Annotated in this window: 20 protein-coding genes, 2 tRNA genes and 1 rRNA gene; 13 read left to right on the top strand and 10 right to left on the bottom strand. The window is 57.8% G+C overall.

Annotated features, from left to right (window positions below; genetic code table 11):
• Positions 1 to 23: 23 nt before the first annotated feature.
• The gene (trpE, locus tag ACA055_RS27265) at positions 24 to 1,505 is read left to right on the top strand and encodes an anthranilate synthase component I (protein WP_497681364.1); all 1,482 of its coding nucleotides are present in this window, start codon (positions 24 to 26) and stop codon (positions 1,503 to 1,505) included.
• 58 nt (positions 1,506 to 1,563) lie between these two features.
• Here the strand turns inward: trpE and estP are convergent, their stop codons facing one another.
• Positions 1,564 to 3,471 carry an esterase EstP gene (gene estP / locus ACA055_RS27260; RefSeq protein ID WP_497681363.1) on the bottom strand — a complete coding sequence of 636 codons (1,908 nt, stop codon included), beginning with the start codon at positions 3,469 to 3,471 and terminating at the stop codon, positions 1,564 to 1,566.
• 406 nt (positions 3,472 to 3,877) lie between these two features.
• Between estP and ACA055_RS27255 the strand changes: the two genes are divergently transcribed.
• The 4 genes from ACA055_RS27255 (at position 3,878) to ACA055_RS27240 (ending at position 7,164) form a co-directional block, all read left to right on the top strand.
• Positions 3,878 to 4,471, top strand: a complete 594-nt coding sequence (locus ACA055_RS27255) for an aminodeoxychorismate/anthranilate synthase component II (RefSeq protein WP_497681362.1) — start codon at positions 3,878 to 3,880, stop codon at positions 4,469 to 4,471.
• 9 nt (positions 4,472 to 4,480) lie between these two features.
• The gene (trpD, locus tag ACA055_RS27250; RefSeq protein WP_497681361.1) at positions 4,481 to 5,530 is read left to right on the top strand and encodes an anthranilate phosphoribosyltransferase; all 1,050 of its coding nucleotides are present in this window, start codon (positions 4,481 to 4,483) and stop codon (positions 5,528 to 5,530) included.
• Positions 5,527 to 6,363 carry an indole-3-glycerol phosphate synthase TrpC gene (gene trpC, locus ACA055_RS27245; RefSeq protein ID WP_497681360.1) on the top strand — a complete coding sequence of 279 codons (837 nt, stop codon included), beginning with the start codon at positions 5,527 to 5,529 and terminating at the stop codon, positions 6,361 to 6,363. The genes trpD and trpC overlap by 4 nt, the downstream gene beginning before the upstream one ends.
• Positions 6,364 to 6,462: 99 nt before the next feature.
• Positions 6,463 to 7,164 carry a lipoate--protein ligase family protein gene (locus ACA055_RS27240; protein WP_497681359.1) on the top strand — a complete coding sequence of 234 codons (702 nt, stop codon included), beginning with the start codon at positions 6,463 to 6,465 and terminating at the stop codon, positions 7,162 to 7,164.
• On the opposite strand, the gene crp is transcribed toward ACA055_RS27240, so the two are convergent.
• Positions 7,161 to 7,805, bottom strand: coding sequence for a cAMP-activated global transcriptional regulator CRP (crp, locus tag ACA055_RS27235; RefSeq protein ID WP_497681358.1), 645 nt, complete (start codon positions 7,803 to 7,805; stop codon positions 7,161 to 7,163). The genes ACA055_RS27240 and crp overlap by 4 nt on opposite strands.
• A 231-nt stretch (positions 7,806 to 8,036) precedes the next feature.
• Between crp and ACA055_RS27230 the strand changes: the two genes are divergently transcribed.
• Both ACA055_RS27230 and speD read left to right on the top strand, forming a co-directional pair.
• A complete protein-coding gene (locus ACA055_RS27230) occupies positions 8,037 to 8,459 on the top strand; it encodes an OsmC family protein (RefSeq protein ID WP_008061600.1) in 423 nt (140 codons plus the stop codon).
• Positions 8,460 to 8,696: 237 nt separating this feature from the next.
• Positions 8,697 to 9,491 (top strand): adenosylmethionine decarboxylase, encoded by a 795-nt coding sequence (speD, locus tag ACA055_RS27225; protein WP_497681357.1) that lies wholly within the window; start codon positions 8,697 to 8,699, stop codon positions 9,489 to 9,491.
• 121 nt (positions 9,492 to 9,612) lie between these two features.
• Here speD and coq7 read toward each other — a convergent pair whose 3' ends face one another.
• The 6 genes from coq7 to hemJ form a co-directional block, all read right to left on the bottom strand.
• Positions 9,613 to 10,260 (bottom strand): 2-polyprenyl-3-methyl-6-methoxy-1,4-benzoquinone monooxygenase, encoded by a 648-nt coding sequence (coq7, locus tag ACA055_RS27220; RefSeq protein WP_497681356.1) that lies wholly within the window; start codon positions 10,258 to 10,260, stop codon positions 9,613 to 9,615.
• 191 nt (positions 10,261 to 10,451) lie between these two features.
• Complete coding sequence (locus tag ACA055_RS27215; protein ID WP_008147240.1) at positions 10,452 to 10,790, bottom strand: histidine triad nucleotide-binding protein; 339 nt, start codon at positions 10,788 to 10,790, stop codon at positions 10,452 to 10,454.
• A gap of 81 nt (positions 10,791 to 10,871) precedes the next feature.
• Entirely contained in the window at positions 10,872 to 11,660 is a 789-nt protein-coding gene (locus ACA055_RS27210) for an SDR family NAD(P)-dependent oxidoreductase (RefSeq protein WP_497681355.1), read from the bottom strand.
• 62 nt (positions 11,661 to 11,722) lie between these two features.
• Positions 11,723 to 12,697, bottom strand: a complete 975-nt coding sequence (locus tag ACA055_RS27205; RefSeq protein WP_497681354.1) for a DUF805 domain-containing protein — start codon at positions 12,695 to 12,697, stop codon at positions 11,723 to 11,725.
• Between the two features lie 89 nt (positions 12,698 to 12,786).
• On the bottom strand, positions 12,787 to 13,755 hold the full coding sequence (locus tag ACA055_RS27200; RefSeq protein WP_497681353.1) for an NAD(P)H-dependent flavin oxidoreductase: 969 nt from the start codon (positions 13,753 to 13,755) through the stop codon (positions 12,787 to 12,789).
• A gap of 33 nt (positions 13,756 to 13,788) precedes the next feature.
• A complete protein-coding gene (gene hemJ, locus ACA055_RS27195; RefSeq protein WP_497681352.1) occupies positions 13,789 to 14,220 on the bottom strand; it encodes a protoporphyrinogen oxidase HemJ in 432 nt (143 codons plus the stop codon).
• Between the two features lie 135 nt (positions 14,221 to 14,355).
• Here hemJ and argC point away from each other — a divergent pair, with 135 nt between their 5' ends.
• A complete protein-coding gene (gene argC / locus ACA055_RS27190) occupies positions 14,356 to 15,390 on the top strand; it encodes an N-acetyl-gamma-glutamyl-phosphate reductase (RefSeq protein WP_282481849.1) in 1,035 nt (344 codons plus the stop codon).
• A 168-nt stretch (positions 15,391 to 15,558) separates the two neighbouring features.
• Entirely contained in the window at positions 15,559 to 15,909 is a 351-nt protein-coding gene (gene erpA, locus ACA055_RS27185) for an iron-sulfur cluster insertion protein ErpA (protein ID WP_007947969.1), read from the top strand.
• Between the two features lie 84 nt (positions 15,910 to 15,993).
• Here erpA and ACA055_RS27180 read toward each other — a convergent pair whose 3' ends face one another.
• Positions 15,994 to 17,085, bottom strand: a complete 1,092-nt coding sequence (locus ACA055_RS27180; RefSeq protein WP_497681351.1) for an anhydro-N-acetylmuramic acid kinase — start codon at positions 17,083 to 17,085, stop codon at positions 15,994 to 15,996.
• Positions 17,086 to 17,088: 3 nt separating this feature from the next.
• Positions 17,089 to 18,522: a peptidoglycan DD-metalloendopeptidase family protein gene (locus ACA055_RS27175; RefSeq protein ID WP_497681350.1), complete on the bottom strand. Its 1,434-nt coding sequence runs from the start codon at positions 18,520 to 18,522 to the stop codon at positions 17,089 to 17,091.
• A gap of 211 nt (positions 18,523 to 18,733) precedes the next feature.
• Here ACA055_RS27175 and tyrS point away from each other — a divergent pair, with 211 nt between their 5' ends.
• The 4 genes from tyrS to ACA055_RS27155 all read left to right on the top strand — a co-directional run bounded on the left by tyrS (position 18,734) and on the right by ACA055_RS27155 (position 22,289).
• Positions 18,734 to 19,933: a tyrosine--tRNA ligase gene (gene tyrS / locus ACA055_RS27170; protein ID WP_497681349.1), complete on the top strand. Its 1,200-nt coding sequence runs from the start codon at positions 18,734 to 18,736 to the stop codon at positions 19,931 to 19,933.
• 552 nt (positions 19,934 to 20,485) lie between these two features.
• A 16S ribosomal RNA gene (locus ACA055_RS27165) occupies positions 20,486 to 22,024 on the top strand.
• Positions 22,025 to 22,106: 82 nt separating this feature from the next.
• Positions 22,107 to 22,183 (top strand) — tRNA-Ile (locus tag ACA055_RS27160).
• 30 nt (positions 22,184 to 22,213) lie between these two features.
• Positions 22,214 to 22,289 (top strand) — tRNA-Ala (locus tag ACA055_RS27155).
• Positions 22,290 to 22,373 lie beyond the last annotated feature (84 nt).

Here is a 22,373-nt window from a genome sequence, read left to right as displayed (position 1 = left end):
ACCTCAAGCCACGAGGCTACCCCATGATCCGTGAAGAATTCCTGCGTTTGGCCGCTGCCGGCTACAACCGCATCCCGCTTGCCTGCGAAACCCTGGCCGACTTTGACACGCCGCTGTCGATCTACCTGAAACTGGCCGACGAGCCCAACTCCTACCTGCTCGAGTCGGTGCAGGGCGGGGAGAAGTGGGGCCGTTATTCGATCATCGGCCTACCGTGTCGCACCGTGTTGCGGGTTCACGATCATCACGTCAGCGTGACCCACGACGGCGTCGAGATCGAAAGCCACGATGTTGAAGACCCGCTGGCTTTCGTCGAAGCATTCAAAGCCCGTTACAACGTGCCGACCATCCCCGGCCTGCCGCGCTTTAACGGCGGCCTGGTGGGTTACTTCGGCTACGACTGCGTGCGCTATGTAGAGAAGCGTCTGGGCAAGTGCCCGAACCCGGACCCACTGGGCGTGCCGGACATTCTGTTGATGGTCTCCGATGCGGTGGTGGTGTTCGACAACCTCGCCGGCAAGATGCACGCGATTGTCCTGGCCGACCCGGCGCAGGACGATGCTTTTGAACAAGGTCAGGCACGACTGGAAGCGCTGCTGGAGAAACTGCGTCAGCCAATCACCCCGCGCCGTGGGCTGGATTTCAGCAAGCAGCAATCGGCTGATCCGGTGTTCCGCTCCAGTTTCACCCAGGACGATTACGAAAAAGCCGTCGACACCATCAAGGAATACATCCTGGCCGGTGACTGCATGCAAGTCGTGCCGTCCCAGCGCATGTCGATCGACTTCAAGGCTGCACCGATTGATCTGTACCGGGCGCTGCGCTGCTTCAACCCGACGCCTTACATGTACTTCTTCAACTTTGGCGACTTCCACGTCGTCGGCAGTTCGCCGGAAGTGCTGGTGCGGGTCGAAGACAACCTGATCACCGTGCGCCCGATCGCCGGCACCCGTCCGCGGGGCGCAAACGAAGAGGCTGACCTGGCACTGGAAAAAGACCTGCTGTCCGACCACAAGGAAATCGCCGAGCACTTGATGCTGATCGACCTGGGCCGCAACGACACCGGTCGCGTCTCGGAAATCGGTTCGGTGAAACTCACCGAAAAGATGGTCATCGAGCGCTATTCCAACGTGATGCACATCGTGTCCAACGTCACCGGGCAATTGAAGGCCGGGCTGACCGCGATGGACGCATTGCGGGCGATTCTGCCGGCGGGCACTTTGTCCGGCGCACCGAAGATTCGCGCGATGGAAATCATCGACGAACTGGAACCGGTCAAGCGTGGCGTCTACGGCGGCGCGGTCGGTTACTTCGCCTGGAACGGCAACATGGACACCGCGATCGCGATCCGCACCGCGGTGATCAAGAACGGCGAACTGCACGTGCAGGCCGGTGGCGGTATCGTCGCCGACTCGGTGCCGGCACTGGAATGGGAAGAAACCCTGAACAAACGCCGTGCGATGTTCCGTGCAGTGGCTCTGGCCGAACAAACCCCGGACAACTGAGTTCGCTCAAGACTTCCAACCAAAGAAAGCTGCCCCTTAGGAGGCAGCTTTTTTTTAATCAGAAATCCAGACTGACCCCGACGGTCACCCCTTGCTGGGTAAAGTCATCATCCTTGCGGAACGTGTACCCACCACGTAGCGCCAGATCGGCCGTCAACTTGTGGCTGACCCCCAGGCTCACGCGATTCAAGTGGCTTTGCGGCGTATAGCCGTCGAGCTTGAAGTCCAGGGATGGCAGACTGTTGAGGGCGATATTCACTTTCTGCACGTCATCTTCATACTCACGCTCGTGGGCATATTCGCCGAACACTTGAGTCTGCGCAGTGATCTGGTATTTGCCCTGCAAACCGATGCCCAGACGTTTCGAGTCACGCTTCTGGTCATCGAAGGTCAGCGCGGTGGAGCGGTTACTGTTTTCCGAGTAGCCGTCGACTTCCACTTTCGCGTAGTCGGCGCTGATGAACGGCGACAGGTGCCACTCACTGCCCGGTTGCGCAATGTCGTAGCCAACCCGCGTACTAAAGGCCCAGAGATAGCCATCGGTATCGCCTTTTTCCGAACCTTCGCTGGCACCCAAATCGAATTTGCGTTTGAGGTTGTCGTAATCCAGTTTGCCGCCAGTCAACGCGGCATCAGCCCACCAACGGTTCTGCTGAAACTGGGCGAAGGCTGTAGCCAGGTAGCTGTTGAGTTTGTAGTCCGAATCGTTATTGCCTGCCTCCAGATTCTGACGATAAAAGCCTGCCGCTACCCCCACACGCCAGGCGTCATTGAGACGGTAGCTGCCGCCGATATTCAAGTTGTAACCGCTGCCATCCGCGCTGGCGCCGCTACTTTGGCTATCGACATCGAGATGCTGACCGCCGCCGGCGACAATCGCTCGCCATTGGCCGACCGCCTGCCAGTTCTCCCAGTCCGATTGCCATTGGCTGCGCAACTCGTCCTGATGTGCACGCAAGGTGGCGTGGGCCATTTCCGGCAGCAGTGTCAGTTCCCACGGCGCTGCCAGTAAGGAATAGGCGTAATCGGAAATCAGCTTTTGCCCGGCTTCGGTCGGATGGACGCCATCGTTATAGATCAGCTTGCTCGGGTCCGGGGTGGCACTGTTGATGCCATACGTTGCGTTTTCGACGCAGCCGTTACCGCTGAAGCACGTGGCGGTCAGATTCTGGCCGGTGGCCAGAGCGAATCGCGCCGGGTCGGCGAAGGTTTCCTGCAACAGCAGCGGAATGTTCAGCGGGATGATTTCAGCATCGATGCCCGCGAGCCGAGTGACCAGTTGCCGGTTGAAAGCGCTGCTCAGTTGTGAAGTCGCTGCCTGCTGGGGAGTGCCATTGATGGCGGGCGTCAAACCCAGGTCAGGCAGCAGCCAGACCATGATGTAGCGGGCGCCGGCGGTTTGCAGAACCTGGACGCTGTTTGCCAGTCGATCCGCAGCGGCATTTGCCTGAGCGCCACTTTGGACACGTCCCTGAAGAAAATCGTTACCGCCGCCGGAGAGGTAATACAGCGCGTTCGGATCGGCGCGGAAGTTGTTTGTCGGCAGGTAGCCCAGGCGGGCGCGTTCACCCGTGGCGGATGCAGTGGTGATCGAGTCGAGGATCTGGTCGGTGCGGTAGCCGCCAACGGCCCAGTTATTGCCATCCGGCAGGCCTTGGCTGGCGCGCGCCGCCGAGGTCGAGGCGGCCGTCTGGTCCGGTGAAAACCCGAGTCTTCCACCCAGCAGTTGCGTCGAGTTGGCGGAATACACTTCGCCACTGCCGTCCTGGTAAACAGGGCCGATTCGGTTGGTGAAGCGCAGGGTCGAGCCGGGAGGGCCGCCCGCGTCGGTAAACTGCCCCGCATCGTTGAGGCTGTCGCCGAAGACGATGAAATTCGAGTAAGGGTTGGGCGCCGCGATCGCCTGGGTGCAGGCTATGGCGAGCAAGCAGCCGGCAAGCGGTACAGCCAACATCTGTCTGATCATGAGCAAGTCCGTTTGTTTATTGTTGTTGTGAGCGAAACGAGAGTGCCAAAAACTATAGAGCCAGTTGCCGTTCGGCGCGAACCCATCGATTGTTTCGCGCGCTTCGATCGCGCCATATTGCACGCTCTGCCCAGCTAAGTTACTGTGCCGAGACGTATAAATGAGACCTTCCCCGTGTTGATCGTCAGCAAACTTCTGGATCAAGTCATCAAGGCACACGCCCGCTGGCGTTGGCGCGCCTGAATCCTTCTGCCGGCCCGGCCGGATCTTTACCGCTTTGCCTTCTTTACCCGTAAGACCAACCGCTTTGCTGCGCAACTCCAGCGACCGACAAAGCGCAGGACGCTGCGGGTAAATCATTCGAAGGCTGTATTAAAGTCAGTGAATTCAAGAGGTTCTAAACGCCATGTTGCTGATGATCGATAACTACGACTCTTTTACCTACAACGTTGTGCAGTACCTTGGTGAGCTCGGCTCCCAGGTCAAAGTCGTGCGCAACGATGAACTTACCATTGCCGAAATCGAGGCCCTCAACCCAGAGCGCATCGTGGTTTCCCCCGGTCCTTGCACGCCAAACGAAGCCGGCGTCTCGATTGACGTCATCAAGCACTTTGCCGGCAAGCTGCCAATTCTGGGCGTTTGCCTGGGGCATCAGTCCATCGGCCAGGCCTATGGCGGCGATGTGGTCCGCGCCCGTCAGGTCATGCACGGCAAGACCAGCCCGGTGTTCCACGAAGACAAGGGTGTGTTTGAAGGGCTGAATCATCCGCTGACGGTCACCCGCTATCACTCGCTGGTCGTCAAACTTGAAACCCTGCCCGATTGCCTCGAGCTGACCGCCTGGACCCAACTTGAAGACGGCTCGGTCGACGAGATCATGGGCCTGCGCCACAAGACCTTGAACATCGAGGGGGTGCAGTTCCACCCTGAGTCTATCCTCACCGAGCAGGGCCACGAGCTATTGGCTAACTTCCTCAAACAAACCGGCGGCACGCGCTAAGGACTTTCCATGAATATCAAGACAGCCCTGAGCCGTATCGTCGAGCAGCTCGACCTCAGCACCGATGAGATGCGCGATGTGATGCGCGAAATCATGACCGGGCAATGCACGGACGCGCAGATTGGCGCCTTCATGATGGCCATGCGCATGAAAAGCGAAAGCATCGACGAAATCGTCGGCGCCGTGTCGGTCATGCGCGAGCTGGCGGACAAGGTCGAACTCAAGACCCTCGACGGCGTTGTCGACGTGGTCGGTACCGGCGGTGACGGCGCGAACATCTTCAACGTCTCGACCGCGTCCTCGTTCGTGGTCGCCGCAGCCGGTTGCACCGTGGCCAAGCACGGCAACCGTGCGGTGTCGGGCAAAAGCGGCAGCGCCGATCTGCTGGAAGCGGCCGGTATCTACCTGAACCTGACGCCGGCGCAAGTGGCGCGTTGCATCGACAACGTCGGCATCGGTTTCATGTTCGCCCAGACCCATCACAGTGCCATGAAGTACGCTGCCGGCCCGCGCCGCGAGCTGGGCTTGCGTACGTTGTTCAACATGCTCGGCCCGCTTACGAATCCGGCCGGCGTGAAGCATCAAGTGGTGGGCGTGTTCAATCAGGCGTTGTGCCGGCCATTGGCCGAAGTTTTGCAGCGTCTGGGTAGCAAGCATGTGTTGGTGGTGCACTCGAAGGATGGCCTGGACGAGTTCAGTCTGGCAGCGCCCACCTTTGTAGCGGAATTGAAGAACGACCAGATCACCGAGTATTGGGTCGAGCCAGAAGATTTAGGGATGAAAAGCCAGAGTTTGCACGGCTTGGCAGTGGACGGTCCGGCGGCTTCCCTTGAGCTGATTCGCGATGCCTTGGGCAAGCGCAAGACCGAAAACGGTCAGAAAGCTGCGGAAATGATCGTGCTCAATGCCGGTGCCGCGCTGTACGCCGCCGACCTGGCCAGCAGTTTGAAAGAGGGCGTTGCCCTGGCGCACGATGCGCTGCACACAGGCCTCGCTCGGGAAAAACTCGAGGAGCTGGGTGCATTTACCGCGGTATTCAAAGTGGAGAATGAGGGATGAGTGTACCGACGGTTCTGGAAAACATTCTGGCGCGCAAAGTCGAGGAAGTTGCCGAGCGTAGTGCTCGCGTGAGCCTCGCCGAGCTGGAAAGTCTGGCCAAGACGGCCGATGCACCCCGTGGTTTTGCCCAGGCACTGATCGCTCAGGCCAAGCTGAAGCACCCTGCGGTCATTGCTGAAATCAAAAAAGCTTCACCGAGCAAAGGCGTGATTCGCGAGAACTTCGTGCCTGCCGACATCGCGAAAAGCTACGAGAAGGGCGGCGCCACTTGCTTGTCGGTGCTCACCGATATCGATTACTTCCAGGGCGCCGATGCTTATCTGCAACAGGCGCGCGCGGCGTGCAATCTGCCGGTGATCCGCAAGGACTTCATGATCGATCCGTATCAGATCGTCGAAGCCCGCGCCTTGGGCGCTGACTGCGTGCTGTTGATCGTCTCCGCACTGGACGACGTGAAAATGGCCGAGTTGGCAGCCGTGGCCAAAAGCGTCGGCCTCGATGTGCTGGTGGAAGTCCACGATGGCGACGAGCTGGAGCGAGCCCTGAAAACCCTCGACACGCCGCTGGTAGGCGTCAACAACCGCAACCTGCACACGTTCGACGTCAATCTGGAAACCACACTTGACCTGTTGCCGCGTATTCCGCGTGATCGCCTGGTGATCACCGAAAGCGGCATCCTCAATCGTGCCGATGTCGAACTGATGGAAATCAGCGACGTATACGCGTTCCTGGTCGGCGAGGCGTTCATGCGCGCCGAAAGCCCGGGTACCGAACTGCAGCGTCTGTTCTTTCCAGAGCGTGGCGTTCCCGTCAGCGGCTCGACCCTGGACTGAACACGCCTTCGCAGGCAAGCCTGTCTCCTTGTGGGAGCGGGCTTGCCCGCGAAGAGGCCATCAAATCCTCCAAAGACTTCACGTCTTACGGAATAGTCCATGACCCAACCTATCGCTCTGACCGTCGAAGCCGGCCTCGTCGCCGAACAGGATCTGCTAGCCCAGGTATGCACCGGCGATACGGATTTCGGCCTGCTGTTCTGGCAGCCAAGCGACCGCGCATTAGTCATGCCTCGTCGCTTGAATCGTCTGCCCGGCTTCGAAGCTGCGTGCGAAGTTTCGGCGGCGGCCGGTTGGCCAGTGCTATTGCGCGAAACTGGCGGTGAGCCGGTGCCACAATCGGCATCGACGATTAACATAGCGCTGGTCTACGCACCACCGCGTAGCGAAGGTGACCAGAACCGGATCGAAACCGCGTACCGCCGACTCTGCGACCCGATCTGTCAGCTGCTCGACGAGTTGGGTGGCGTTTCGTCATTGGGCGAAATTGAAGGCGCGTTTTGCGACGGCCGTTTCAACGTCAACCTCGACGGTCGCAAGATGGTCGGCACTGCCCAGCGCTGGCGCCAGAGCAAAGGTGGCCAGCGTCCGGTCGGGCTGGTGCACGGGGCGATGTTGCTGGATAACGAGCGGGAGTCGATGGTCGCGGCGGTCAATCGCTTCAATGAAGCATGTGGCCTGGAGCAGCGGGTTCGTGCCGAAAGCCACATCGCACTGCATGAAAAATTCGCCGCTCCAGACGCGCTGGAGCGGCTCGACGCGCTCTATCGTCAGTTGCTGGCAGAAATGCTCAAGGCTTAGCGCGTACCGAAGACCACCATGGTCTTGCCTTTGACGTCCACCAGATTGCGCTCTTCCAGGTCCTTGAGTACGCGACCGACCATTTCACGGGAACACCCGACAATCCGCCCGATTTCCTGACGGGTCACCTTGATTTGCATGCCGTCGGGATGGGTCATGGCGTCTGGTTGTTTGCACAGTTCCAGCAGGCAGCGGGCGACGCGACCGGTCACATCGAAGAACGCCAGGTCGCCAACCTTGCGCGTGGTGTTGCGCAGGCGTTGTGCGATTTGTCCGCTAAGTACGTAAAGAATGTCTGGGTCTTGCTGGGATAACTCGCGGAATTTCGCGTAGCTGATTTCCGCGACTTCGCATTCGATCTTGGCACGCACCCAGGCGCTGCGTTCTTGCTCCAGGCCAGCCTGTTCAAATAAACCCAGCTCGCCGAAAAAATCCCCGGAGTTCAGATAGGCGATGATCATTTCGCGGCCGTCGTCATCCTCGATCAGGATGGTGACCGAGCCTTTGATGATGAAGAACAGCGTCTCGGAGCGGTCGCCGGCACAAATGATGTTGCTCTTGGCCTGATAACGACGGCGCTGGCAGTGCATCAACAGCTTGTCGAGGTTCTTGATTTTGGGGGTAGGGGCAATAGCAACCATGGTTGTATCCCGAAAAGACTTCACGGTGTGTTTGGTTTTTTTATGAGTCGCTGAGGTTGCTACAAAGCTGGCTATGCGCCAGCGAATTGGCGCCAGCTTAACAGACACTTCCTGCAATATTCGAGCATTTACCTACGCCGTAGATGGTTATGTCCTAGGAAGGCGAAGCGCTGTCATTCCAGGGCCCTGTGCTAAGCTGGCGACCCTTTTTTATACAGTGGAGTCTTGGCGATGAAGGCACGCATCCAATGGGCTGGCGAAGCCATGTTCCTCGGCGAATCCGGCAGCGGTCATGTCGTGGTCATGGACGGTCCGCCCGATGCCGGTGGTCGTAACCTGGGTGTCCGGCCGATGGAAATGCTCCTGCTGGGTGTTGGCGGTTGCAGCAATTTCGATGTGGTCAGCATCCTCAAGAAGTCCCGTCAGGCCGTCGAAAGCTGCGAAGCCTTTCTCGAAGCCGAGCGCGCGACCGAAGATCCGAAGGTGTTCACCAAGATCCACATGCATTTCGTGGTCAAGGGCCGCGGGCTGAAAGAAGCCCAGGTCAAACGTGCCATTGAGCTGTCCGCGGAGAAATATTGCTCGGCGTCGATCATGCTTGGTGCGGCCGGTGTCGAGATTACCCACGACTACGAAATCATCGAACTCGGTTGAATTGACATTCAACTATCATAAAAGCTGTGCAGACTCTGGTGATCCCAAGCTGACGTCTGCAAAATGCGCCACTTTTTTCAGGGGGTGGCCCGTCCGCTGACAGGCCGCGCTCCCGAACCGATAATAAAAATCGCCATCGCGAAGAGGTGCTGACCGTCCTACGCAGGTGCGTTGTTCGCATCTGACGGGCATGCTTGATCACGTGGCCCGGGCCGCAATACATAGAGAGTTTTAACGGTGAAAAGCAAACTCAAGCTCCACGGGTTCAACAACCTGACAAAGACCTTGAGCTTCAACATCTATGACATCTGCTACGCGGAAACCCCGCAAGACCAACAGGCTTACGTCGAGTACATCAATGAAGAGTACAACGCCAAGCGCCTGACGCAGATCCTCACAGAAGTTGTCGATATCATTGGTGCCAACATCCTGAACATCGCCAGTCAGGACTATGAACCCCAAGGCGCCAGCGTAACGATTCTAATCTCTGAAGAGCCGGTCACCCCCACCGACAGCCAGATTGAAGAGTCCCCGGGCCCGTTGCCTGAAATCATCCTGGCCCACCTCGACAAGAGCCACATCACGGTGCACACCTACCCGGAAATACATCCGGTGGACGGTATCGCGACGTTCCGTGTGGACATTGATGTGTCGACCTGTGGCGTCATTTCACCGCTGAAGGCGCTCAACTTCCTGATTCACCAGTTCGATTCGGATATCGTGACCGTGGATTACCGGGTGCGTGGTTTCACCCGCGACGTTGAAGGTAAAAAGCACTTCATCGACCACGAGATCAACTCGATCCAGAACTACCTGTCCGAAGACACCCGCGACGGTTACCAGATGACCGACGTGAACGTGTATCAGGAAAACCTGTTCCACACCAAAATGCTGCTGAAGCACTTCGAACTGGACAACTACCTGTTCGGCGACGCGACCAATAGCCTGTCTGCTGAGCAACGTGCCCAGGTGACCGAGCGTGTGAAGCACGAGATGCTGGAAATCTTCTACGCGCGCAACATGCCGCGCTAAGCTCTTCGAGCACAAAAAAAGGCGACTACCTCACGGCAGTCGCCTTTTTTATTCGTTGGAATACAGAACCATTGTGGGAGCGTGGCTTGCCCGCGAAGAGGCTCGTCAAACAACGCAACCCTCAGATCCGATAAGTACTCTTGGTCATGACCTTGGCCATCAGACTCATGCCGAACTTCACCGGTGCCGGGAAGCGAAAGCCACCAGCCTCCAGCGCGCTTTCGGCGTGCTGTTCTTCATCAATGCGCATTTGCTCAAGAATCGCCCTGGATTTTTCATCCTCGGCGGGCAGTTGCTCAAGGTGTTCGTTCAGGTGCTTGCAGACCTGATGCTCGGTGGCGGCAACGAAACCCAGGCTGACTTTATCGCTGATCAACCCGGCCACCGCGCCAATTCCGAACGACATGCCGTAGAACAGCGGATTGAGAATGCTGGTGTGGCTGCCCAACTGATGAATGCGTTGTTCGCACCAGACCAGATGGTCGATTTCTTCTTCGGCGGCATGTTCCATGGCCGCGCGAACTTGCGGCAGCCGGGCGGTCAGGGCCTGACCCTGGTACAGCGCCTGGGCGCAGACTTCGCCGGTGTGGTTGATGCGCATCAGGCCGGCGACGTGCCGGGTGTCTTCGTCGCTCATCTGCGCATCCGGCTGCACGATAGCGGGGGACGGACGATACGGCTGGCCACTGAAGGGCAGCAAGGTACGCATCGCGGCATCGGCTTGCAGCAGAAGACGGTCAATCGGCGAGTAGTGACGTTGGGTAGTCATGCTGACCTCCGGGAAGAATCTCGGCGGCCAGTTTAACCGAATCGGCCGGGGAAGGTTTGCGCAGGGTCATTGGATAGCACCGCGATCTGTAGGAACGTGGCTTGCCCGCGAAGGAGCCTACGCGCTTATTCAGACAGACCGAGGCGCCCCTTTCGCGGGCAAGCCTCGCTCTTACAGGGACGTGTGGCGAATCAGCCCGGCGGCCAATGCATCTGGCGCTGACCCAGTACATGCATATGAATGTGATAGACGGTCTGCCCGCCCAGAGGATTGCAGTTCATGACCACACGGAAGCCCTCTTCGCAGCCCAGTTCCAAGGCCAGGCGTTGGGCAGTGAACAGAATATGCCCGGCCAATGCCTTGTCGTCCTCGGTGAGGTCGTTAAGGGTGCGCACCGCTTTCTTCGGGATCACCAGAAAATGTACCGGTGCCTGTGGGGCGATGTCGTGGAAGGCCAGTACTTGGTCGTCCTCGTAAATGATCTTTGCCGGGATTTCCCGGTTGATGATCTTGGTGAACAGAGTATCCACAGCTGTTTTCTCCGTTGTTTGGGCTGGCCTGAGTGTAACCATGGGGTAGACCTGAGCCCAGCCTTTTACCTTGAGTGTCGATCAGCGCGGGCAATAGGCCTTGTTGACCATGCCTGCGATTGTACGGGTCAGCCACCGCGAGCCTAGCCGCGGTAGGAAGGCGCGCCAACGGTTGCGTCGACCTGGAATAATGATCGCGCGATTTTTTTCCAGGGCTCGCACCGTATAAAGCGCGACTTCCTCGGGGCTCATCAGCATGTTGCTGTCGACCAGTTTGACGGTGTCCAATTGCGCGGTGCGGAAAAACCCGGTGCGGGTAGGGCCGGGGCAGAGCACCGACACCTTGACCGCGCACTTTTTCAGTTCGACGCGCAGTCCTTCGGAAAAATGCAGCACATAGGCCTTGCTGGCGTAGTACGTACTCATCCACGGGCCGGGGTGGAACGCTGCGACCGAGGCAACATTCAGAATCTGCCCGCCACCCTGCAACGCCATGCTGTTCCCGATCGAGTGACACAGGCGAGTAAGCGCCAGAATGTTCACTTCGATCAGGTCCTGCTCGGTCATCCAGTCCTGGGCCAGGAACGGGCCGCAGGTACCGATGCCGGCGCAATTGACCAGCAGATCGATCTGCCGGTCGCCTTCCTCCAGCTCCAGCAGAAATCCCGACAACCGCAAAGGCTCGCCCAGATCACAGGCACGGAACAACACTTCCACCCCAAAACGTTGAGTCAGTTCAATCGCAATACTTTCCAGCTGATCACGCTGTCGGGCCACCAGAATCAGGCTGCGGCCGCGCCGGGCCAGCGCTTCGGCCATCGCCAGGCCGATGCCGCTGGAAGCGCCAGTGATCAGAGCGTAACGGGTCATGCAGTTCTCCATCGCAACAGCTCCGCGCCAGCGACGCAGGTGTCACGGGCGGGGAGCGCTGTTCATTCTTTCGCAGAGTCTACAGGGGGAGGGGCTTCTTCGGCTGCATCGTCGGCTGAATTCGGCGCCTCCTCCGCCTCGGCGGCTGGCTCTACTTCGACTTCATCGGTGATCACCGAGCCACTTTCATAGCTGATGTCAGTAGCGCTTTCGTACTCGTCCTGAATAGCAGTAAGGCCTCCGGCCAGCGCACCAATGAAGACGATGGCGATAAGCACGACCCAGAGTGAAGCAAGCACCTTGACCGCCGTGCTATTGGGCGGAGGTGGCGCACCGTAGCGGTTGGCGATGTTGTTGCCCGGCACAATCATGATGACGAACGGGAAGAAACTGCCCACGATCGGCACAAGGTTCAGCAACCAAAGCCAGCCGGACCAGCCGATGTCGTGAAGACGCTGGACGCTGAACTGGATACTGACGAATGCGAGCGCCACAACGAGGATAAAGGCCAGCAGGCCGCCGAGAATCAGGCCAGTGGTCGAATCCGCGCCGATGAGGGCGAGGCCGAAAATGGCAAACAAAGCGCCAATGCCAAGCGTCACCAGCGTCAGGACCATCGTCCAGGCCAGAAAACGCAGGCGGCCGATGCGTCCCTCGAAACTGAAGGCCTTGAGCGAGGCGAATTCCGGTAGCGCTTCGCCAACAGCGGCGCGCGGTGGTGCGTAGGGTGATTCCGGATCTGTCATTAGCGGTGCAGCGGGAGGTGTGTGATCCTGAGCTTCGGACAGGTTCAGCTCGATCGAAGGTTCAGCCTCGATTCGGGCATTGATGCCGGCCTTTGTCAGCGCTTGAAGATAAGTTTGCGCGTCTGCCTGTGACAATTTGCGCTTGAGCGTAACCGCCTGACCACTGAACAGCCGCTCGATGGCAGCGACTTCGCTTTTGTACAGCGCGGCCAGGTTGAGTTTGGCGGTGGTGACGTCAACCCCTGGCAGCAGAGCGCCGTCGAAGACGATCTTGAAACTGTTTTCGCTCATTGCGAGGCATCCTTGTCGCGAGGGGTTGAGATTGAAATGACAAGCCTGGAGTGTAAGGCCAGCCGGGATGGGCTGGCCAAGTATTCACCTCAGCGTGGCCAGCGCTTTGGCAGCTCGGCCGCCAACTCCAGCGCCTTGCGGTATTCCGCGTCAAGGCGTGCGACCAGTTGATCCACGCTCGGCAAATCATCGATTTCCCCTACACCTTGACCCGCAGACCACACGGTTTTCCAGGCTTTGGCTTCATCGCTCAACGGCTTGAGCTTGGAGCCGAAGTTGACTTCGCCCTTGCCTTGCAGCGCAGCCGTGTCGAAACCGGCAGCCTCCAGGCTCTGACGCATGAAACTGGCCGGTACACCGGACACGGCTGGAGTATGGACGATGTCCGCCGCTCTGGATGTCAGCAGCATCTCCTTGTAGGCGTCAGGTGCATGACTTTCAGTGGTGCCGATAAATCGCGTACCGAAGTAGGCCAGATCCGCACCGAGCAATTGCGCGGCGAGAATCTCGTGCCCGTGGTTCAGGCAACCGGCCAGCAGCAGGGTTTTATCAAAAAACTGGCGGATCTCGGCAATCAGCGAGAACGGGCTCCAGGTGCCGGCGTGTCCACCGGCCCCCGCCGCGACGGCGATCAAACCGTCCACGCCGGCCTCGGCCGCTTTTTCTGCGTGGCGACGAGTCGTCACATCGTGGAACACCAGGCCGCCATAGCTGTGGACCGCATCGACCAGTTCCTTCACGGCGCCGAGGCTGGTGATCACGATCGGCACTTTGTGCTCGATGCAGATATCCAGATCCGCTTGCAGGCGCGGGTTGCTGTTGTGGACGATCAGGTTCACCGCGTATGGCGCCGGGTTCTCCAGTGTCGCCAGTCCCGCTTCGATCTCTTCCAGCCAGGCCTTGAAACCACTGCTCTCGCGTTGATTCAGCGCGGGGAAGCTGCCCACCACGCCATTACGGCAGCAGGCGAGCACCAACTCAGGGTTGGAAATCAGGAACATCGGCGCCGCCACCACCGGCAGGCGCAAACGTTGTTCAAGTAAAGCGGGCAGCGACATTGGAAGTACCCCGGTGAGTTGTGTTTGTTGGAGTTAAAACGGCCGAACGACGACCAGAATTACAATAGCCAGCAATATCAGAACCGGCACTTCATTGAACCAGCGATAAAAGACATGGCTGCGGGTGTTTTCGCCACGGGCAAAACGTTTCACCTGTGCACCGCACATGTGGTGGTAGCCGATCAGGATCACCACCAGTGTCAGCTTGGCATGCATCCAGGCGCCCTGGCCGAAGTAAGCGCTTGGGTTGAGGCTGATCAGCCAGATGCCGAACGCCAGCGTCGCGATCATCGCCGGCCCCATGATGCCGCGGTACAACTTGCGCTCCATGATGCTGAAACGTTCTTTGCTGACAGTGTCTTCACTTTGCGCGTGATAAACGAACAAACGCGGCAGGTAGAACAGGCCGGCAAACCAGCAGACCATGCTGATGATGTGAAGCGCTTTGAGCCATAGATAAAGCATTTTTAGTTATTCCCAGGTTCACGGTAGGCACGATAGTAGAGGCTTGAGGCTCCGCACGTCACCTTGACGGTTGTCGCAGGGCCGCGCGGCCCCTATTATCGACGGCTTTCCAGTGGGTTCGTTGAGGGCAGGTTTATGGTCAAGGTCGGTATCGTCGGCGGCACGGGTTACACCGGTGTCGAACTGCTGCGTCTGTTGGCACAGCATCCGCAAGCTGAAGTGGTAGTTATCACTTCCCGATCCGAGGCCGGTCTGGCCGTGGCTGATATGTACCCGAACCTGCGCGGCCATTACGACGGCCTGGCTTTCAGCGTCCCGGACATCAAGACCCTGGGCGCCTGCGACGTGGTGTTCTTCGCCACGCCGCACGGTGTTGCCCATGCGCTGGCGGGTGAACTGCTGGCGGCCGGGACCAAAGTCATCGACCTGTCGGCGGACTTCCGTCTGCAAGACGCCGATGAGTGGGCCAAGTGGTACGGTCAGCCGCACGGCGCGCCGGAACTGCTGGAAGAGGCGGTCTACGGCTTGCCGGAAGTCAATCGCGAGCAGATCAAGCAGGCTCGCCTGATCGCTGTGCCAGGTTGCTACCCAACCGCCACACAATTGGGTTTCCTGCCATTGCTCGAAGCGGGGCTGGCAGATACCACCCGCTTGATCGCTGACTGCAAATCCGGCGTCAGTGGTGCCGGTCGTGGCGCGTCTGTAGGTTCGCTGTACTCCGAGACGTCGGAAAGCATGAAGGCGTACGCGGTCAAAGGTCACCGTCACTTGCCGGAAATCCGCCAGGGGCTGCGTCGCGCAGCGGGCAAGGACGTTGGGCTGACCTTCGTTCCGCACCTGACGCCAATGATTCGTGGCATTCATTCGACGCTCTATGCCACCGTCGTGGACCGTTCGGTGGACCTGCAAGCGCTGTTTGAAAAGCGTTATGCCAGCGAACCTTTCGTTGATGTGATGCCGGCGGGCAGCCATCCGGAGACCCGCAGCGTGCGTGGTGCCAACGTTTGCCGTATCGCCGTGCATCGTCCGCAGGATGGTGATCTGGTGGTGGTGTTGTCGGTGATCGATAACCTGGTCAAAGGTGCGTCGGGGCAGGCGGTACAGAACCTGAACATCCTGTTCGGGCTGGATGAGCGTTTGGGCCTGTCCCACGCCGGCATGCTGCCGTAAGGGTTTATCCCGCTCAACAAAAAGGCCCGTCGAACGGGCCTTTTTGCATTTCGCGCCGGCAATCGGGTTTATTGATATACCGTAACAATAGTTGACCGATTTTCTAGGAGAAGCGGATAATGCGCGTCATCACGCATTATGGCGGCGTAACGCCGGGAGATAGTCAGCATGAGCGTCGAATCCTTCACCCCCACGGCTTTGCAATTCACTCACGGTGCCGCGCACAAGGTGAAGAGTCTGGTCGATGAAGAGGGGAATGATCGCTTGAAGCTGCGCGTATTCGTTACGGGCGGCGGTTGTTCAGGTTTTCAGTACGGCTTCACCTTCGATGAAGAAGTGGCCGATGACGACACCATCGTCGAGCGCGAAGGTGTGAGTCTGGTGGTCGATCCGATGAGTTTCCAGTACCTGGCAGGTGCCGAGGTGGATTATCAGGAAGGTCTGGAAGGTTCGCGTTTCGTCATCAAGAACCCGAACGCCAGCACCACCTGTGGCTGCGGCTCTTCGTTTTCGATCTGATCGCAAGTCACGCATCATAAAACGCCGCAAAGCCTCAGGGCTTTGCGGCGTTTTGCTGTCCAGGATTCAGTCGTCAGGGATCGTTCAGGCGGGGTAAATGGCGCCGAGTATGCGCAGGCCCCGTGCACCGGTGACGCTTGGGCGGTTGGCCGCGATGCCTTCAAGGCAGCAATGGGCCAGCCAGGCAAAGGCCATGGCTTCGACCCAGTCCGGGTCCACGCCGTAAGCAGCGGTGCTGCTGACTTTTGCGTTCGGCAGCAAACTGGCCAGGCGGGTCATCAGCGTGGCGTTGTGTGCACCGCCGCCGCAAACCAGCAGTTCTTGAGTGTTCGATTGGGCGCTTTGCAGTGACTCGATAATGGTCAGTGCGGTCAGCTCAAGCAGCGTGGCCTGAACATCTTCGGCGGCGAAGGCGGGCAGCTGTGCCAGATGCTGTGTCAGCCATGGCAGGTTGAACACTTCGCGCCCGGTACTTTTCGGGCCTTTTGTCACAAAGAATGGATCGCTCAGCAGCGCCTTCAACAGAACCGGTTCGACCTTGCCGCTGGTAGCCCATTGGCCGTCACGATCAAAGTTGTCGCCGCGTTGCTGGTGGATCCAGGCATCCAATAGCACATTCCCCGGCCCGCAGTCGAAACCGGCAACCGGTTTACCGGGTTCAATCAAGCTGAGATTGCTGAAGCCACCGACGTTCAGCACTGCACGATTACCTGCCTGTTCTGTAAACAACGCCTCGTGAAAGGCTGGAACCAGGGGTGCACCTTGCCCGCCAGCAGCGACGTCACGACTGCGAAAGTCGCTGACCACTGTGATGCCGGTCAGCTCGGTCAGCAGGGCAGGGTTGCCGATCTGCACCGTGAATCCGCGCGCCGGTTCGTGGCGTATGGTCTGACCATGGCTGCCAATCGCACGAATATCATCAGGTTTGAGCTGCTGTTGATCGAGGAGGGTGAGGATGCCCTGTGCGGCGAGTTTCACCCAGTTTTGCTGGGCAATGGCAGAGCGGGCAATCTCGTCCGGGCCACTGGCGCACAAGCCAAGCAGCTCGGCGCGCAGGGATTCGGGCATCGGGATGTAATGCGTGGCGATCAGCTTGATCGCCGGGGCTTGCTCGATCAGCGCAATGTCCAGTCCATCGAGGCTGGTCCCGGACATCACACCTATATAGAGCGTCATGACTTAGCGCTTCGAAGCCAGCATGGTGGCTTTCTCTTGGTCCATGCGCGCCATCAGCGGCTGACTTTGCGCGAGGAAGCGTGCGCGTTCGCCTTTGGAGATTGGATCGGCCATCGCCACTTTCTGGCCCAGTGGGTCGACGTGCACGCCATTGACCTGGAATTCGTAGTGCAAGTGCGGGCCCGTAGACAGGCCTGTCGTGCCGATGTAACCGATCACCTGACCTTGCTTGACGCTACCGCCAGTCTTGACACCCTTGGCGAAGCCCTGCATGTGGCCGTACAGCGTACGGTAAGTATTGCCGTGCTGGATGATCACAGTATTGCCGTAGCCGCCGCGGCGACCGGCCAACAATACCTTGCCGTCACCGGCAGCCTTGATCGGCGTACCGCGCGGTGCCGCGTAGTCGACACCTTTGTGGGCGCGGATCTTGTTCAGGATCGGGTGTTTGCGGCCCATGGAGAATTTCGAGCTGATGCGGGCGAAGTCTACCGGGGTACGGATGAACGCCTTGCGCATGCTGTTGCCGTCTGCGGTGTAGTAGCTGCTGTTGCCTTGTTTGTTGGTGTAACGCACAGCGGTGTACGTTTTGCCGCGATTGGTGAAGCGGGCGGAAAGGATCGGGCCGTTGCCGACTGCCTTGCCGTTGACGACTTTCTGCTCGTAGATCACGTCGAACTCGTCACCCTGGCGAATATCCTGAGCGAAGTCGACGTCATAGCCAAACACGCTGGCCATGTCCATGGTCAGGCTGTGCGACAGCCCGGCACGCGCTGCGGATTGCGACAACGAGCTGTTGATCACGCCGTGAACATAGGCGGAGCGCACGGTCGGTTTGGCGGTAATGCGGTTGAATGCGTAACCCTTGTCGTTCTTGGTCAGGGAAATGCTTTCGAGATCACTGACCTTGCTGTGCAAGTTCGTGAGCTGGCCTTCAGGGCTCAGTTCGAATTCGAGTTTCTGGCCATGCTTGAGTTGGCTGAACTGCTTGGCCTGCTTGTCGCTGGCCAGCACGTCATGCACCGACGCGGCCGGAAGACCGACTTTCTCAAACAGTGTGGAGAGCGTGTCGCCTTTGGCGACGATCACTTCCCTGTGGTTTGGAGCCTTCTTTTCTTCGACCGCAGGCGCAGGGGGCGGTGCGGGTTCCGGTGCAGCCTGGGCGGTTCCCTGTGTCTCTTCGGCGCTGTTTTCGATCTGCGCGAATGGGGAAGCTGCTGGCTCATTTGTGGCCTGGACGGCTTCGGCAGCGTCTTGATCTTGTGTCAGTTGTTCAGCAGGGCTTTCCAGTTCAAGACTCAGGGTCGTCTTTTTGGCTTCAACATCACTGGAAGGGAATACCAGAAGCGCCAAGCTCAGAAGAGCGGCGATGCCACTTGCTGCGAGCAGGTGGGTCTTCGGGTAAAGCGGCGGCGCTTTAGACGATTCTTTGGTCATAGGTAATTTTTGACTTTGAAAAGATGAATTGGAAAAGATGAATGACATGATGAAGATGAAATAACTGTATAAAATATAACCAAATCATCTCTGAAGCAAGCCCGCGGACGCTCTGTCCGTGGATTGGCGTCCGTGCGCCGGGCAAAACTTGTATTTGACGCCCGTTCTTGTATGGTTGGTTCCCTTTGAATTCGAGCCTTGCGGGTCTGTTATGAAGTCGGTTGAAGAGCAGCTAGCGCTGATCAAACGTGGTGCGGAAGAACTGTTGGTCGAGTCCGAGCTGATCGAAAAGCTCAAGCGTGGCCAGCCGCTGCGTATTAAGGCAGGCTTCGATCCGACCGCCCCGGATTTGCACCTGGGTCACACGGTGCTTATTAATAAGCTGCGCCAGTTCCAGGAACTGGGTCATCAGGTCATCTTCCTTATAGGTGACTTCACCGGGATGATCGGTGATCCGAGCGGCAAGAGTGCGACGCGTCCACCGCTCACTCGAGAGCAGGTTCTCGAGAATGCCGAGACCTACAAGACTCAGGTCTTCAAAATTCTTGATCCGGCTAAAACCGAGGTGGCGTTCAACTCTACCTGGATGGATCAGATGGGGCCGGCCGACTTCATTCGCCTGACTTCGCAATACACCGTCGCTCGCATGCTAGAGCGCGACGATTTTGATAAGCGCTACACGACCAACCAGCCAATCGCCATTCACGAGTTCCTCTATCCGCTGGTCCAGGGTTACGACTCGGTTGCTTTGCGCGCGGATGTCGAACTGGGCGGTACCGATCAGAAATTCAATCTGCTGATGGGGCGTGAGCTTCAGCGTAGCTATGGTCAGGAGGCTCAGTGCATTCTGACCATGCCGCTGCTCGAAGGGCTGGATGGCGTGAAGAAGATGTCCAAGTCTTTGGGCAACTACGTCGGTATTCAGGAAGCGCCGGGTGTTATGTACGGCAAGCTGGTTTCCATTCCGGATGTTCTGATGTGGCGCTACTTTGAGTTGCTCAGCTTCCGTTCCATGGATGAGATCAATGCGTTCCGCGCGGATGTCGAGGCGGGCGCCAATCCACGTGACATCAAGATCAAGCTGGCAGAAGAGATCGTTGCGCGTTTCCATGGTGAAGAGGCTGCGGCCAATGCTCACCGTGCTGCAGGTAACCGTATGAAGGAAGGCGAGCTGCCGGACGATCTTCCAGAGATCGAATTGACCGCTGCCGAAGATATGCCAATCGCTGCCGTCCTTAATAAGGCGGGCTTGGTGAAGAACTCTGCCGTGGCTCGTGATCTCCTGGGCTCCGGTGGTGTACGTATAGATGGTGAGGTTGTCGATCGCACCTTTATATACGTGCTGGGTGCGACCCATGTTTGCCAGGCTGGGAAGAAGGCGTTTGCGCGTATTACGCTTAAATCCGAATAAAGCTGAAATGAGGGGTTGACGGCAGATTCTGGACGTCTATAATTCGCCCCACTTCCGGCGCAGTCGAAACGGAAAACTCCTTGGTAAACAAAGAGTTACGCAGTTTTCGACAGCGAGTTGCTTCAGGTCATCGAAGCCTGGAAGAAGTTGAAAGGGCAGGGTTGTGTGGCTCTTTTGACGGTTCGATCTTCTCGGTCGAAAGCGGTGAAAAAGAGGTGTTGACAGCAGCGAGTAACGCTGTAGAATTCGCCTCCCGCTAACGAGAGATCGAAAGCGCAAGTGGTTGAAGTTGCAGAGGAAACTTTGAAAACTTCGGAAAATAACCGCTTGACAGCAACAGAGGCTGCTGTAGAATGCGCGCCTCGGTTGAGACGAAAGATCTTAACCAACCGCTCTTTAACAACTGAATCAAGCAATTCGTGTGGGTGCTTGTGGAGTCAGACTGATAGTCAACAAGATTATCAGCATCACAAGTTACTCCGCGAGAAATCAAAGATGTAACCAACGATTGCTGAGCCAAGTTTAGGGTTTCTTAAAAACCCAAAGATGTTTGAACTGAAGAGTTTGATCATGGCTCAGATTGAACGCTGGCGGCAGGCCTAACACATGCAAGTCGAGCGGCAGCACGGGTACTTGTACCTGGTGGCGAGCGGCGGACGGGTGAGTAATGCCTAGGAATCTGCCTGGTAGTGGGGGATAACGCTCGGAAACGGACGCTAATACCGCATACGTCCTACGGGAGAAAGCAGGGGACCTTCGGGCCTTGCGCTATCAGATGAGCCTAGGTCGGATTAGCTAGTTGGTGAGGTAATGGCTCACCAAGGCGACGATCCGTAACTGGTCTGAGAGGATGATCAGTCACACTGGAACTGAGACACGGTCCAGACTCCTACGGGAGGCAGCAGTGGGGAATATTGGACAATGGGCGAAAGCCTGATCCAGCCATGCCGCGTGTGTGAAGAAGGTCTTCGGATTGTAAAGCACTTTAAGTTGGGAGGAAGGGCAGTTACCTAATACGTATCTGTTTTGACGTTACCGACAGAATAAGCACCGGCTAACTCTGTGCCAGCAGCCGCGGTAATACAGAGGGTGCAAGCGTTAATCGGAATTACTGGGCGTAAAGCGCGCGTAGGTGGTTCGTTAAGTTGGATGTGAAATCCCCGGGCTCAACCTGGGAACTGCATTCAAAACTGTCGAGCTAGAGTATGGTAGAGGGTGGTGGAATTTCCTGTGTAGCGGTGAAATGCGTAGATATAGGAAGGAACACCAGTGGCGAAGGCGACCACCTGGACTGATACTGACACTGAGGTGCGAAAGCGTGGGGAGCAAACAGGATTAGATACCCTGGTAGTCCACGCCGTAAACGATGTCAACTAGCCGTTGGGAGCCTTGAGCTCTTAGTGGCGCAGCTAACGCATTAAGTTGACCGCCTGGGGAGTACGGCCGCAAGGTTAAAACTCAAATGAATTGACGGGGGCCCGCACAAGCGGTGGAGCATGTGGTTTAATTCGAAGCAACGCGAAGAACCTTACCAGGCCTTGACATCCAATGAACTTTCCAGAGATGGATTGGTGCCTTCGGGAACATTGAGACAGGTGCTGCATGGCTGTCGTCAGCTCGTGTCGTGAGATGTTGGGTTAAGTCCCGTAACGAGCGCAACCCTTGTCCTTAGTTACCAGCACGTAATGGTGGGCACTCTAAGGAGACTGCCGGTGACAAACCGGAGGAAGGTGGGGATGACGTCAAGTCATCATGGCCCTTACGGCCTGGGCTACACACGTGCTACAATGGTCGGTACAGAGGGTTGCCAAGCCGCGAGGTGGAGCTAATCCCACAAAACCGATCGTAGTCCGGATCGCAGTCTGCAACTCGACTGCGTGAAGTCGGAATCGCTAGTAATCGCGAATCAGAATGTCGCGGTGAATACGTTCCCGGGCCTTGTACACACCGCCCGTCACACCATGGGAGTGGGTTGCACCAGAAGTAGCTAGTCTAACCTTCGGGGGGACGGTTACCACGGTGTGATTCATGACTGGGGTGAAGTCGTAACAAGGTAGCCGTAGGGGAACCTGCGGCTGGATCACCTCCTTAATCGACGACATCAGCTGCTCCATAAGTTCCCACACGAATTGCTTGATTCATTGAAGAAGACGATAAGAAGCAGCCCGAAATTGGGTCTGTAGCTCAGTTGGTTAGAGCGCACCCCTGATAAGGGTGAGGTCGGCAGTTCGAATCTGCCCAGACCCACCAATTTTGTGTGGGAAACGCCTGTAGAAATACGGGGCCATAGCTCAGCTGGGAGAGCGCCTGCCTTGCACGCAGGAGGTCAACGGTTCGATCCCGTTTGGCTCCACCACTAACTGCTTCTGACACGTAGAGCTTAGAAATGAGCATTTCCTTCGAGTGAAGGTTAAATGTTGATTTCTAGTCTTTGATTAGA

The sequence above is a fragment of the Pseudomonas sp. LBUM1657 genome (genome assembly GCF_059716075.1).
Note: the sequence above shows the minus strand (reverse complement) of the source record. Positions and strands in the feature narration are given on the sequence as shown.